The organism is Exiguobacterium sp. BRG2 (genome assembly GCF_031844245.1).
Taxonomy (GTDB): Bacteria; Bacillota; Bacilli; order Exiguobacteriales; family Exiguobacteriaceae; genus Exiguobacterium_A.
The window spans coordinates 23,140-35,918 of record NZ_JAUZUW010000006.1 but is presented as its reverse complement, the minus strand read 5'-3'; the positions used below and the strand labels follow the sequence as shown (position 1 = coordinate 35,918).

The 12,779-nt window shown below is 48.5% G+C and carries 11 protein-coding genes; 5 read left to right on the top strand and 6 right to left on the bottom strand.

The window, feature by feature from the left end:
- Positions 1-8 precede the first annotated feature (8 nt).
- The gene (pulA, locus tag Q9R23_RS09490; protein WP_311246959.1) at positions 9-2,015 is read left to right on the top strand and encodes a type I pullulanase; all 2,007 of its coding nucleotides are present in this window, start codon (positions 9-11) and stop codon (positions 2,013-2,015) included.
- Between the two features lie 184 nt (positions 2,016-2,199).
- Entirely contained in the window at positions 2,200-2,682 is a 483-nt protein-coding gene (locus Q9R23_RS09485) for a site-2 protease family protein (RefSeq protein WP_035412122.1), read from the top strand.
- Positions 2,683-2,729: 47 nt separating this feature from the next.
- Here Q9R23_RS09485 and Q9R23_RS09480 read toward each other — a convergent pair whose 3' ends face one another.
- Positions 2,730-2,903: a YycC family protein gene (locus tag Q9R23_RS09480; protein ID WP_214856652.1), complete on the bottom strand. Its 174-nt coding sequence runs from the start codon at positions 2,901-2,903 to the stop codon at positions 2,730-2,732.
- 115 nt (positions 2,904-3,018) lie between these two features.
- On the opposite strand from Q9R23_RS09480, the gene Q9R23_RS09475 reads away from it, so the two are divergent.
- From Q9R23_RS09475 to Q9R23_RS09465, 3 genes are all read left to right on the top strand, one after another.
- Positions 3,019-3,813 carry a hypothetical protein gene (locus tag Q9R23_RS09475; RefSeq protein ID WP_214856650.1) on the top strand — a complete coding sequence of 265 codons (795 nt, stop codon included), beginning with the start codon at positions 3,019-3,021 and terminating at the stop codon, positions 3,811-3,813.
- A gap of 69 nt (positions 3,814-3,882) precedes the next feature.
- Positions 3,883-5,958, top strand: coding sequence for an MMPL family transporter (locus tag Q9R23_RS09470; RefSeq protein ID WP_311246958.1), 2,076 nt, complete (start codon positions 3,883-3,885; stop codon positions 5,956-5,958).
- Positions 5,959-6,066: 108 nt separating this feature from the next.
- The gene (locus tag Q9R23_RS09465) at positions 6,067-7,182 is read left to right on the top strand and encodes an NADH-dependent flavin oxidoreductase (protein ID WP_056059882.1); all 1,116 of its coding nucleotides are present in this window, start codon (positions 6,067-6,069) and stop codon (positions 7,180-7,182) included.
- 279 nt (positions 7,183-7,461) lie between these two features.
- Here the strand turns inward: Q9R23_RS09465 and Q9R23_RS09460 are convergent, their stop codons facing one another.
- From Q9R23_RS09460 to Q9R23_RS09440, 5 genes are all read right to left on the bottom strand, one after another.
- Positions 7,462-8,028 carry a 3'-5' exonuclease gene (locus Q9R23_RS09460; protein WP_214856647.1) on the bottom strand — a complete coding sequence of 189 codons (567 nt, stop codon included), beginning with the start codon at positions 8,026-8,028 and terminating at the stop codon, positions 7,462-7,464.
- A 108-nt stretch (positions 8,029-8,136) separates the two neighbouring features.
- Positions 8,137-9,525 (bottom strand): MATE family efflux transporter, encoded by a 1,389-nt coding sequence (locus Q9R23_RS09455; protein ID WP_290757336.1) that lies wholly within the window; start codon positions 9,523-9,525, stop codon positions 8,137-8,139.
- Positions 9,526-9,675: 150 nt separating this feature from the next.
- Entirely contained in the window at positions 9,676-10,749 is a 1,074-nt protein-coding gene (locus Q9R23_RS09450) for a site-2 protease family protein (RefSeq protein ID WP_290757333.1), read from the bottom strand.
- Between the two features lie 67 nt (positions 10,750-10,816).
- Positions 10,817-12,088, bottom strand: a complete 1,272-nt coding sequence (locus Q9R23_RS09445) for a HAMP domain-containing sensor histidine kinase (RefSeq protein ID WP_290757330.1) — start codon at positions 12,086-12,088, stop codon at positions 10,817-10,819.
- On the bottom strand, positions 12,085-12,768 hold the full coding sequence (locus Q9R23_RS09440; protein WP_290757327.1) for a response regulator transcription factor: 684 nt from the start codon (positions 12,766-12,768) through the stop codon (positions 12,085-12,087). Before Q9R23_RS09440 ends, Q9R23_RS09445 begins: the two co-directional genes overlap by 4 nt.
- Between the last annotated feature and the right edge of the window lie 11 nt (positions 12,769-12,779).

The window sequence follows — 12,779 nt, the reverse complement described above, 5'->3', positions numbered from 1 at the left end:
GCTTGGCTTTGAAACAAACAGCAGACATGTTGACGCTCACACCGCAAGAACTGGATGAGCGATTTGCCTATAGTGGAAATGATTTAGGAGCGACCTTCTCAGAGACAGCGATTCACGTGCGCTTGTGGGCGCCGACAGCAGAACGTGTCGTGATTCGTCTCTACAAGACACTACGCGCACGAAAAGTCGAAGAGGTCGAGATGGTGGCAGGCGAACGGGGAACGTACGTCGTCGAACTCGATCGAGCGACATATGAAGGTTATTTCTATACGTTTCAAGCGAGCATCAACGGACAAAAGGTCGAGGCGGTCGATCCGTATGCGAAAGCCGTCGGAACGAACGGAAAGCGCGGCGCATTAATTGACCCGACCAGTGTGACACCAGAACGATGGATTGAAGAACGTCCATTGTTCCATTCTTCGCAAGACGCAGTTGTCTATGAATTACACGTACGCGATGCAACGAGTCATCCGGCTAGTGGTGTCGTCGCACGTGGGACGTTCGCTGGACTGACGGAAGCTGGGACACGGACACCAAATGGTGGATTGACAGGGCTTGATTATTTGGCAGACCTCGGTGTGACACATGTCCAGTTACTACCGATCTATGATTTTGGCTCGGTCAATGAGACAGCGCCGAACGACCCGGATAACTATAACTGGGGTTATGATCCGGTGAACTACTTTGCGCCGGAAGGTTCGTACTCCTCGAATCCGGATGATCCACGAACGCGGATCCTTGAATTAAAACAATTGGTGCAAGCGTTACATGATCGCGGGATCCGTGTCATCATGGACGTCGTCTTCAATCATACGTATGATGCGGCGACGGTTCCGCTTGGTCAGTTCGTTCCTGGATACTTTTATCGTCAAGAGGCGGATGGGAGTCTCTCAAACGGTAGTTTCTGTGGAAATGATACCGCATCTGAACGTCTGATGATGCGAAAGTTCATTCTTGATTGTGTGACGTACTGGGCGAAAGAATACCATCTCGATGGGTTCCGCTTCGACTTAATGGGACTTCATGATGTTGAGACGATGAATCAAGTGCGCCATGCACTTGACCGGATTGATCCGTCGATTCTAATCATCGGTGAAGGCTGGGATCTCGATACGCCACTTGATCCGGAAGAAAAAGCGAACTATTTCAACGCACCGAAGATGCCAGGGATCGCTCATTTCAACAACGGCTTACGGGACGGGGTCAAAGGCGACGTCCAAACGCCAGAAGACCGTGGTTTCATCAGTGGTGCATTTGACCGGACGAGTGAAGTCAAACGGGGAATCGCTGGTAACGTCTCTTCGCAAGGATTTGCCGATGAGCCGAATCAAGTCGTCTCGTACGTCGAGGCTCATGATGATTTGACGATTTGGGATAAATTAACGGTGTCTCGTCCAGAAGACACGGAAGAGATTCGTCGGAAACGGCAAATGCTTGCAAATGCGATCATTTTGACGGGACAAGGTATTCCTTTCCTCCATGCCGGACAAGAGTTCTTCCGGACGAAAGACGGTATTCGTGACAGCTTCAATGCCGGAGAGGTCGTGAATCGTCTCGACTATGAACGGGCAGAAACAGAGCGTCCAGCAGTCGAGTACGTCAAAGGATTGATTGCCCTTCGTCGTCAGTATCCGATGTTCCGTCTCGCAAACGCGGCGATGATCAAAAAACATCTTCGTTTCCTTGAAGAAGAGGAAGGTGTCATTGCCTTTGAACTGAAGCGAACATATGAAGGATACGTCGAACGGCAGCGTGTCTATCACAATGCGACGGAAAAAGATATCACGATTGAATTGCCAAATGGTGAATTCGAGGTGTTGGTTGAGTCGGGTGCCGTTAAATTACACGCACCACGATTGCACGAAGAAAAACAGTTAGTCGTTCCAGCATTGACGACTACGGTTATTGCGGAACGAAAAGCAGATTACAAGAAATACGCGGTAGCAGGTGGTGCAGCACTGACAATCATCGGATTGTTGTACGCAGCGAACAAGCGTCGAAAGAAAACCGATTAAATGGAGAAGGATGAAGCACTAAATGGCTTCGTCCTTCTTTTGTGCGCGGATGATAGTCCGATGTCAGCCTGTCATGCAATTGACTTACAAAAATCATTGAAAGATTGTTTGAACATACATCTTTCGGGAACAATTCATATGTAGTATTTTAAATGTTGTTTTGACGTGAAAGGATGTACGTTGTATGTTCGGTTTCGGTGATTTATGGAAATTCTTTTTGTCGTTCTTTTTACTATTGCCTATCGTGACATTGATTCATGAGATGGGACATTACTTTTTTGCCCGATTATTCGGCGGAAACATGGAGATCAATATCGGTTCAGGAAAGTCGTTGCTTCGTGTTGGTCCGATTCGTTTGAATCGCGTCTATTTTTGGGATGGCTGGTGTCAATATGAGGCACTACGTAAGGAGACGAAATTCGCTAACATTCTGGTTTATGCCGGTGGATCGATTGCAAACGTGGTGAGTATCTTAGCCATCAATGGTCTGATTTACGCCGGTGTGTTCGAAGCATCAATCTTTACCTATCAATTTGCGTATTTTTCGTTTTATTTCGTTTTTTTCTCACTCTTCCCGATCGATCATCCGAACGGTTATCCGAGTGATGGGAAAGCGATCATTAATGTCTTCCGGTACGGTAAATCAGAATACCATCCGCAATCCTAAGGTAAAAAATAAAGCCTCCTTCCATCGTTGGAAAAGAGGCTCTTCACTCAAGATTCCGATTCGCTAGACGAATCAGATTCCTTTTTCGCTTGTTCCTGCTCGAGTTCGACGAGCTTTTGAATCAAGATATGGCGTGGCATATGCATTAGTTGTTCAAGTGGTACGTTCAGACGTTTCGAGAGTTCGACAGCTGTCTCTGCGGATAATTGTAAAGGTTTCATCGTGTTCGTCCTCCTTCTTCCATGAAGTTAGTATAACAGGAGGTGCAAGCTGAGCGCATCAATAGTAGCGAGAAACGGAGAAGGTTGATACCGTATGAAGTAGGAAGTGATGCATATGTATAAACCTGCTGCAGAGCTGTTACTCCATGAATCCGTCTCACTGTTTGATCGCATCGGGGAGGATTTGCTTCTTTTTCGAGATCGCCACGGATTTATGAAATGTGATGCGGATTTAAGACCACTGTGGGAAACAGCATGTGCGTATGTTCCATTCTCCTGGTACATTGAGCCAGGCGGTGGACGATTGTTCATCGTATTTGAAGAGTCAGCTTATTTTGGTTTATTGGATTTAGAGCAAGGGCATTTAAATTACATTAAGCGACCCGCTGCTTTTTCCGAAGCATGGTTCAGTAATTTATTCTTGTGGCAAGATGATGAAATCTTCCTATACACGGCAGAAACGGACGTCGTCTGTGTGAACGTTCAAACAGGGGACTGGCGGTACTCAAACTATGAAGAGGCGCCGCTGTTCGGACGATTAGTTGAGCGAGGATATGATACACGTTTGACGTTCGAGCGATTCATCGCACCTACGACGATCATCTCCTATGATGATCTACAAGAACGATATGTGATTTGGGATGCCGCGACGAATCTGGAATCGGTCATTCCTTTTTCGGATTACGCGGAGTATTCACTCGTTGACCACCGGCACCAATTGTTTTCGATCACCGATTCCTCTCGGTTTTACTTGTATGAGAAGAGTCAGCTGAAATATAAGTTCGAGGGATGCTACTCCTCCGTTTTACTCAAAAGTGTGTTACTCGATGAAGAGGCGCGGCGTCTTGCGATCGTGTCGACATCGACTACATTCGGCAACACATGGGTTCAAATTTTTCAAAAGACGTAATGAAACATCCTTTTCGCTTTTCAGCAAGAAGGATGTTTTTTGTACGTTTATACAGGAAGGAGACGCATCATGGAACGGCTTGGTCATCTGATTAGTGCGTATTTTCGAGAAGTGTTGATCGTTTGGGGGCTTCTACTCGTCGTGCTTGGTTATTTTGCATATCAATTACCCGATCGTCTAGAAGGAAATGGATTTACACGTGACGGTGATTTTCAACGTGTCGAAACGGTGCTCGCTCAAGATTTTGGGCAGGATCCACATACGATCATCGTCCTATTTGAGAATCAAGAGAATCTACGACAAACGATGGTACAACATGTCGAGCGCTTCCGTGACATCAAAGGAGTCGGGAATGTCATTGGTCCCGTCGAAAATCCGCGAGCGATGCGGGACGATAAGGGATACGTGACAGTCGGTGTACCAACACTTGATGCGAAATGGGCAACAGCGGTCACACGTCAACTGGATGGTACCGGGACGATTCGGCTAACGGGTGAACCGGTCGTCGTTGATGATTTGAATACAGCGTCCAAAAATGACCTCATCCGAGCTGAGTTAATCGGAATTCCGGCAGCATTGATCGTCTTACTACTCGTTTTCGGTACACCCGTTGCCGCCATCTTACCCTTGATCATGGGACTCGTCACTTTTGTTTTTGGAGCCGGTATTCTTTATTTCGTTGCCGGACAACAAGAGTTATCGATCTTCGTCTTGAATGCGGTCGCAATGATTTCGCTGGCACTCGGCATTGATTTTTCGTTGTTATACGTTAATCGGTTCCGTGAAGAACGGCAGGACGGACAAGGGATTCGGTCGGCAGCGATTCGTTCGGTCGAGACGGCAGGACGCTCGATTTTATTTTCCGGAATCTGTGTATTCGTCGGACTTGCCGGATTGTTGTTGATTGATGTTGATGTCTTCCGCGCTGTCGCAATCGGGACACTCGTTTCGGTACTCGGGGCGGTTGTCAGTGCGTTGACATTATTACCGGCACTATTAATCGTTTTCGGGAAGGTACTAGAAAAAGGACGACTTTTCCGGCAACAAGCAGGTCGTGGAGAAGATCGTTGGCGCCGCCTCGCACGTTTCGTCATGAAGCGCCCTGTCACAGTGACGATTCTATCTTTATTACTTCTTTTACCTTGTTTATTTCCGTTACGGGACTTGACGTTGAACATTCCGCAAGCAACTGCCTTGCCGGAATCCTATCCGTCGCGTCTCGCCTTTGAGTCGTGGGAAAAAACATTCGGGAACGATGGAACGGACGCCGTTCTCATCTTATCTGCGGATGCTTCCTCAGAGGTGGGACGAGAAAAAATCGAAGATGTGACGATTCGACTCGAATCAGATTCAGAAGTGCGTTCCGTCGTGTCCGCCGCAACGATCGCGGAACAGCAACAGGTTCCGCTCGAGCAGTTACTCGCTGTTTCGGCTGGGCGCGATGCACTGAAGCCGTTTCTATCAGAGAACGATCAAGCACGGATCAACGTCAATTTAAAAGGAGATCCCGGTGATGCTACTTCGCAAGACTGGGTACGAAAGGTGCAGGCGGACGGTTACCTTGTCGGGGGACCAGCAGCCTTTAATCAGGAAATTTATGATGCCATTGAATCGAAACTCCCACTGGCTGTCGGTGTCGTCGTCTTGGCGACATTCATCATTCTGCTAATCGCGTTCCGATCCATCTTGATTCCAATCAAGGCGATTCTGATGAATTTGCTCAGTTTAGGAGCAACGTTTGGATTACTCGTCGTCTTGTTCGAGTCCGGCGCAGTTCTTCCGCAGGAGACGATCGGCATTCTAACACCGGTCTTCATCTTCTCACTCGTCTTCGGCTTATCGATGGATTATGAAGTGTTCCTCGTCTCGCGAATGGAAGAATATTATGACGAGACGGGCGACAACGATCATGCGACCGAGATGGGACTGGCGAAGACGAGTAAAATCATTACGTCCGCTGCCTTGATCATGATCGTCGTCACTGGTGCGTTTGCCTTTACAGGTGTTAGTCCGATCAAACAACTTGGCGTCGGTATCGCGCTTGCAATTTTTATTGATGCTACGATTGTCCGGATGCTCCTTGTTCCCGCACTGATGAAGCTATTTGGTCACTGGAACTGGTGGTGGCCGGGGGGGGCGTCGTAAAGCGATCCGCAAGTGACACATCGCCTAAGCACATCAGTAGCTATTCAGAGGAAGACGAGCGTATACTGTCGATATTCAATTCAAGAAATTAGAGGAGGCACTTCACTCATGGCAACTCAAGCAATGTTTGAACCATTTACACTACCAAACGGTGTGACGCTGAAAAACCGCGTCTTGATGGCACCGATGACGAACTATGCGGCACAAGAGAACGGCGAAGTATCGGATGCGGAACTCGCGTACTACGCAGAACGTTCAGGTGGCGTCAGCGCTGTCATTACAGCATGTGCGAACGTCACAGCAGACGGTCAAGGATTCCCGAATGAGTTTGGTGCACATCGTGACGATCTCGTGCCAAGTCTGAAGCGACTCGCGAAAACGATTCAAGATAAAGGCGCAAAAGCGATCTTACAAATCTTCCACGCTGGTCGTATGGCACCACCAGAACTCGTCGGTGGGCAAACGGTCAGTGCAAGTGCTATTGCACCCGTGCGTGAAGGTGCGATGACACCACGTGCGTTAGAGGCAGAAGAAGTCGAAGCAATCATCGAAGCATTCGGTCAAGCGACACGCCGTGCGATGGAAGCCGGATTTGATGGTGTTGAGATTCACGGTGCAAACACGTACTTGATCCAACAATTCTTCTCACCACACTCAAATCGTCGTGAAGATAAATGGGGCGGTAGCTTAGAAAAACGTCTCGCCTTCCCATTAGCTGTCGTGGATGCAGTCGAAGCTGTCGCGAAACAAGATCCTTCGTTCATCGTCGGATACCGTTTCTCTCCAGAGGAAATTGAAAATCCAGGAATCACACTCGATGATACGATGCGTCTCGTCGATGAGCTGGCGAAAAAAGACCTCGATTACTTGCACGTTTCCGTGATGGACTTCTTCGCAGGTTCAATTCGTGATGAAAATGAAACGACGTCACCAATTACACTCGTTCAAGAACGTGTTGGTGAACAAGTACCTATCATTGGTGTCGGATCGCTTCACACAGCGGACGAAGTAGAACAAGGTTTGGCTGTCGTTCCAATGATCGCTCTTGGTCGTGAACTGATCATGGAACCGAAATGGGTTGAGAAAGTCGAAGCGGGTGACCTTGCGTCAATCCGGACAGAACTTGATCCAGAAGCACAAGCAGAACTCGTCGTTCCAGATGCATTATGGGCAGGTATCACAAGCCGTCCAGGCTGGTTCCCGATCAAACAAGCAAGCAAATAATAGAACAGCATCAAAAGCACTCTAGATTTCGTGTCTAGAGTGCTTTGAGACTGAAGGTAAAGTGCAATTTTTCTCTAACGAGAAGGATTGCGCTTTTTTGTTCGTCTCGCATCGTTTTCCTGGGACAAGCATCGCGCCGCTTCGCTTCGCTGTAGGGTCGCTCTTGCTTGTGTCTCGCCTGAGGAAAGGGCGTGAAAAGACGCGTCATTTTTTGGAGTCAGCCCTGTTGTCTACAAACCTGAAAGCACTCTAGATTTTGTGTCTAGAGTGTTTTTTTGTTTAATATGCAACCTGTCCCATCCGAACGCCACAAAACGTATGCAAGGTGACCGGATCCTGTAGATTCGTCCGTTCCAACATATCGTTTAAGAGTAACGCACAGACGTAGGCATCTTCTTTTGCATCATGGTGCTGGAAAGAGACGTTGAGAAACTCTGCCATCGTATTCAATCGATGGTTCGGCAACCAAGGATACAATTTGCGGGATAATTTGACCGTGCAGCCGTAGGTGAAAGCGGGCATCTGGTACATATCGTATTTTTGAATCGCTTTTTGGAGTGCCCCCATATCAAATGATGCATTGTGAGCAACGATCAGTTGAGCGCCTGCAATCAAATCGTATAAGCCATGGGCTTCCATTGCTTCAGGTAACGTCGGCGCATCAAAGACATCGCTCGGACGAATTCCGTGGACCCGAATGTTTCCAGCATCGAAATTTTCTTCTGGATTGATTAAGACCTGTTTACTCTCCGTGACACGACCGTTCGCGAGAACGGACCAACCAAACGCACAAATGCTTCGGCTATTCCGATTTGCCGTTTCAAAGTCAATTGCTAATGTATACATCCAGCAGGCTCCTTTCTGTCATTCACTAGTAACAGAATACATGTTCGTATTCTGGAAGTCCATCAAAAAAGACCATCTGCAAAGCAGACGATCTTAGATCCATTCCAGTCACTTCGCGGTAGCGACTTTTTGTTCCTCTGCGACGTACTCTTCCGGTTTAAATAACAGAACGCGATCTTTATAGGCGAAAACAAGGGCCGTCAAAACAGCCATTGCATCAGCGATCGGAAAAGCGACCCAGACACCATTGACACCGAAGATCAGGGGCAATATCAAGACGAGTGGAATCGTGTATAACGTTTGGCGCGACAAGGACAAGAATAAAGCGACTTTTGCTTTTGCAAGCGATTGGTACATTCCGTTGACAATCATTTGAATTCCGTAGACGAACGATAAGGCGAATAAGATGCGCATCGCACTCGAGCCTTCCTGTAGAAGTGTCGCCTCTTCTGTGAACAAGCCGACCCAAAAACGAGGGAACAGTTGAATGAGTAACCACAAGCTGATCGATAACGATAAACCGTAGCGGATTGCCAACTTGATGGCAAGCGACATCCGGCTAAACTGCCGGGATCCGAAATTATATCCGACGATCGGTTGCATCCCTTGCACGATCCCCATGATCGGCATACCGACGAGCGCCATGAACTTATTGATGACCGCAAACGTAGCTAGTTCTGTCGTACCACCGTACCGGACGAGCATATGGTTGACGGTGATGAACAAAATCGATTGGGAGACTTGCATGATGAACGATGATGATCCAATTTGCATCATCCGGAACGTTAATCGGAAATCAGGTTTGAAAGCATTCCGATCGAGTGTTAACCCCGTTTGCCGACGTTTCGTAAAGAAGAATCGGAAAACAAGTGCAGCACCGACGATTTGCGCAACTACTGTCCCGAGTGCAGCACCTTGGATGCCCCAATCAAGACCAAAGATGAACAGCGGTGTCAGGACGATGTTGATGGCAACCGTCGTCAGCATGACGCGCATCTGATAGTTCGCGCGTCCTTCTGCGCGTAACATTGCACTCGACGCCATCGTCAACATGAAGAAAGGAGATCCGATCAAGAGGACGCGTAAGAAATCGATACTGTACGGCATGATCTCATCCGTCGCTCCAAAGAGACGTAGCAACGGTTCGACGAAGATGAAAGCACTGATGATAGCGAGCATACTGATGAAGAAAACAGCCATCAAGACGTTGGCATAAGCACGACTGGAACCATCTATTTGTTTTTGACCGAGTCGTTGTGACGCAATTGCAGCACCACCAATCCCGATCGAGTTGGCGATTGCCATTAATACGAGCTGGACGGGGAAAGCGATTCCGACGGCGGCCACGGCAGCCGTACCGATTCCTTGAGCGACGAAAATCGTATCGACGATATTGTAGAGTGCCGTGACGAGCATCCCGACCATCGCTGGTAAAGAGAGACTAAGTAAAAGCTGATTGACAGGTGCTTCACCCAAACGGGCAGTGTTTTTATTCATGGAAGGAGAACCTCCTATTTTAGACAAGTGGTAAGTAGGGTTTTACTCAGAGTAGTCGCTTCTTTAACGAGATGCAAGAAATCACTCTAGTCAATGTGTTCGTTCTATGAAAAAAGGATGCGCCATGAAGCGCATCCGATGGATCTCGATTTAAGATGGTGTAGGCAGGTAACCTTTCGAATATTCGAAAGCAACGAATAAAATAGCACCGAGCGCCAAATAAGCGAGGAGCGTGATCGTTTGTTGTTTTTTCGGCATCTGATGATACTGAACAGACTCTTCAGCAAGACGAAGTGGTTCAATCCGCTGATCGATTCGTCGCAACAACGCATCGTAGTCGTTCGCAGCATCATATTGATACCGTAACAGATCGTCCGCTTCCTGACGTGCCTCTTCTGGACTCGCTTGTCGCAAATCTTGTAAATCGAGACGAAGCGACCAAGCAATCGGATCGTACGTACTTTCGACCGTTTGTTCTTCCTCCACTTCCGGTGCAAGAGCGACTTCAACGTTTGCACGTTCCTGCTCCGCCTTTGCCCGTAAGACGCGTTCGCGTGCAGCACGATACAACATTAAGGTCGACCGGTTCGCCTCATATTGTTTCGCGAACTTATACCGTTTCCAAACGGCACTGCCGCCTAAAAAGGCAATCAAGAGCAAAATCAGACTAAAGTGGGTGATACCGTAGGCAATCAAGGCAGCAAGTCCCGCGACCCAGACGATGATCGGAAGTCCCGCAAGAATCCGTCCGCCGTCAAGTGGACTGACGGGAAGTAGGTTGAAGAGATTCAATAGAGCCCCGAGGTGGAAGATGACGAGCCAGAAGTCATTTCCGGTCACAGCATATCCGATCGCAAGCGGAATCAGGGATACGAGACCCGCGAGTGGTCCACCGTACGCGAGAATCGCTTCTTGTTTTGGCGTTCGAAATGTATCCTTGATGCCGATGACGGCTCCCATGAACGGTACGAAAATCGCAGGACCGGTCTTAAAACCGAGTCGTTTAGCGGCGAGTAGATGTCCCATCTCATGAATGAATAGGAGATAAAGCAATCCGACCCCGAACCAAACACCGAATATTTGAGCGTAAAAGAGAAGAGAGATTCCGAACGAAATCAGAGTGCCTCCGAACTTTGAAAATTTCAATAAGGCAAGGATGACCTTTCCTTTCGTCAAGAGAAAGGCGCCGGCAACAGCAAGTCCACCCCAACGTTTTTTAGCCATCGTGAAGTTCCTTCTTTCATCATGTGACGTTCTTCCTTAAGTGTACGACACAATTGTAGAAAAAGTTTCATTCAGACTGCTCGGGGATTAAATAGAAGCAGCTTCCATCTGGCTGACGCGCTTCACTACCTACTTTAAAATGATGTGTCGTCGCAAGTGCAGCAGCAATCGACAATCCGAGTCCACTTCCTGAACGATCGCGTGCTGCATCGAGTCGGTAAAACCGGTCGAATAACCGAGCGCGTTCTTCGTCCGTTAGAGACGTTCCCCGATCAAGGACAGCCAGACGTTCTTTTCGCAGGTGCAATTCTGGTGAAGTGGCATACTTCAGGACATTATCGATATAGATCGTCAAGATACGTAACACCGCTTCGCGATTTGCCCGAATCGTTCCGGAGGCATCAACAGGAATGATCGTCCCTGTCGCGTGATACATCCGATCAGCGAGTTCGCTTCCAAGCTCTGCTAAGTCAATCACTTCGACAGACGTTTCCTCGTAACCGAGACGAGACAATTCGAGCATAGGCTCAATCAAGGTCGTCCGCATCGCATGTGTTTCCTGCAAGATATGTTCAATCGATTCATCGAGTACGTCGGGCTTCGTTTTGCCCCATCGCTTCAATAATTGCGCATACCCTTCGATGACGGTCAGCGGTGTCTTCATCTCATGCGAGACATCGGCGACGAACTGCCGTTGTTGTTCCATCGTTTGATCGACACGCCCAATCATCTGATTGAAGACGCGACCGAGGCGACCGATCTCATCATCACGTTCGGTCTGCACGGTCTCAAGCGTTCCAGAAGACGAGATCCGTTGCATCGTATCATTTAGTTGCCTGAGCGGGCGGAGCGTCTGATACGCAATCCAGAAGCTACTGATGAACGCGATGACGATTCCAACGACCAACACGATGGTGAAGGTCAAGACGAGTGTCGAGACCGTATCATCGACGCTCTCATCTTCGAACAGATAGGCTTGATCCTGATAGACGATGCCGAACCAATCGCCAGACTTAAAAGGTTCATTCGAGCGCGGGATACCGGGGAGGTCATTTGCTTGTATGTCTCCGTTAACAGTAGACGGGTCGTCGCCATCTTCATCGTTTGAGATGACCCAGCGTCCATTTTCGTTCGATAAGACGACAGCATCCTCATGAAGCGTCAGCAATGTCCGGACCGATGAATCATCTTCCATCAATTCCTCTGCCTGTTCCAGTTGGGTATAACGCGATTCAATTAAATGATTTTGGACGACGAGTGTCACGACGATGAACGAAAGGAATAACAAGAGTGTCGTAAAGGCGGTGACGGATAAAGCAAGCTTCGTTCGAAGCTTCATGGGATCGCCTCCCGTAGCACATAACCAACCCCACGAACGGTCTGAATCAAGGCCGGAGGGTGGGCATCGACTTTTTTGCGAAGATAACGGATGTAGACGTCGACGATGTTCGTCTCGCCGAAGTAATCGTACCCCCAGACGTGATTTAGGATTTGTTCGCGTGTCAGGACATGTTCCTTGTTTTCTAGTAAATATGTCAGAAGTTCGAACTCACGTGGTGTCAAATCGAGTCGCCCTTCATTGCGAAATGCTTCATGTCGATCAAGATTGAGTACAAGATCAGCGAACTGTAACGTGCGCGGTGCGTTACTAGTTGAAGTCGGAGTGCGTAATAACGCTCGGATTCGAGCAAGGAGTTCCTCCATCTCGAACGGTTTCGTCACATAATCATTCGCACCAAGATCGAGTCCCGCGACTTTATCGTACACTTCTCCACGTGCTGTTAGCATAATGACGGGAACGTGCATGCCTTTTCCGCGGAGCCTGCGCAACACCTCGAAGCCGCTCAGCTCCGGCATCATCACGTCGAGTAAGACGAGATCAACCGAATGCTCAGCGGCAGCGAGACCATCTTTTCCGTTGGGGGCGACTCGTGTCGCGTACCCGGCATATTGGAGTTCAAGTTCAAGGAGGCGTGCGATTTTCGCATCGTCCTCAACGATTAAGATGGTGGTTGGCATAAACATCCTCC

What these genes read in the sequence shown, in the direction of transcription:
- Q9R23_RS09470 (WP_311246958.1), top strand. Translation starts at nt 3,883, where the DNA reads ATGGAACGGCTTGGTCATCTGATTAGTGCGTATTTTCGAGAAGTGTTG.
- Q9R23_RS09460 (WP_214856647.1), bottom strand. Translation starts at nt 8,028, where the DNA reads ATGTATACATTAGCAATTGACTTTGAAACGGCAAATCGGAATAGCCGA.
- Q9R23_RS09450 (WP_290757333.1), bottom strand. Translation starts at nt 10,749, where the DNA reads ATGGCTAAAAAACGTTGGGGTGGACTTGCTGTTGCCGGCGCCTTTCTC.
- Q9R23_RS09455 (WP_290757336.1), bottom strand. Translation starts at nt 9,525, where the DNA reads ATGAATAAAAACACTGCCCGTTTGGGTGAAGCACCTGTCAATCAGCTT.
- Q9R23_RS09465 (WP_056059882.1), top strand. Translation starts at nt 6,067, where the DNA reads ATGGCAACTCAAGCAATGTTTGAACCATTTACACTACCAAACGGTGTG.
- Q9R23_RS09480 (WP_214856652.1), bottom strand. Translation starts at nt 2,903, where the DNA reads ATGAAACCTTTACAATTATCCGCAGAGACAGCTGTCGAACTCTCGAAA.
- Q9R23_RS09445 (WP_290757330.1), bottom strand. Translation starts at nt 12,088, where the DNA reads ATGAAGCTTCGAACGAAGCTTGCTTTATCCGTCACCGCCTTTACGACA.
- Q9R23_RS09485 (WP_035412122.1), top strand. Translation starts at nt 2,200, where the DNA reads ATGTTCGGTTTCGGTGATTTATGGAAATTCTTTTTGTCGTTCTTTTTA.
- Q9R23_RS09440 (WP_290757327.1), bottom strand. Translation starts at nt 12,768, where the DNA reads ATGCCAACCACCATCTTAATCGTTGAGGACGATGCGAAAATCGCACGC.
- Q9R23_RS09475 (WP_214856650.1), top strand. Translation starts at nt 3,019, where the DNA reads ATGTATAAACCTGCTGCAGAGCTGTTACTCCATGAATCCGTCTCACTG.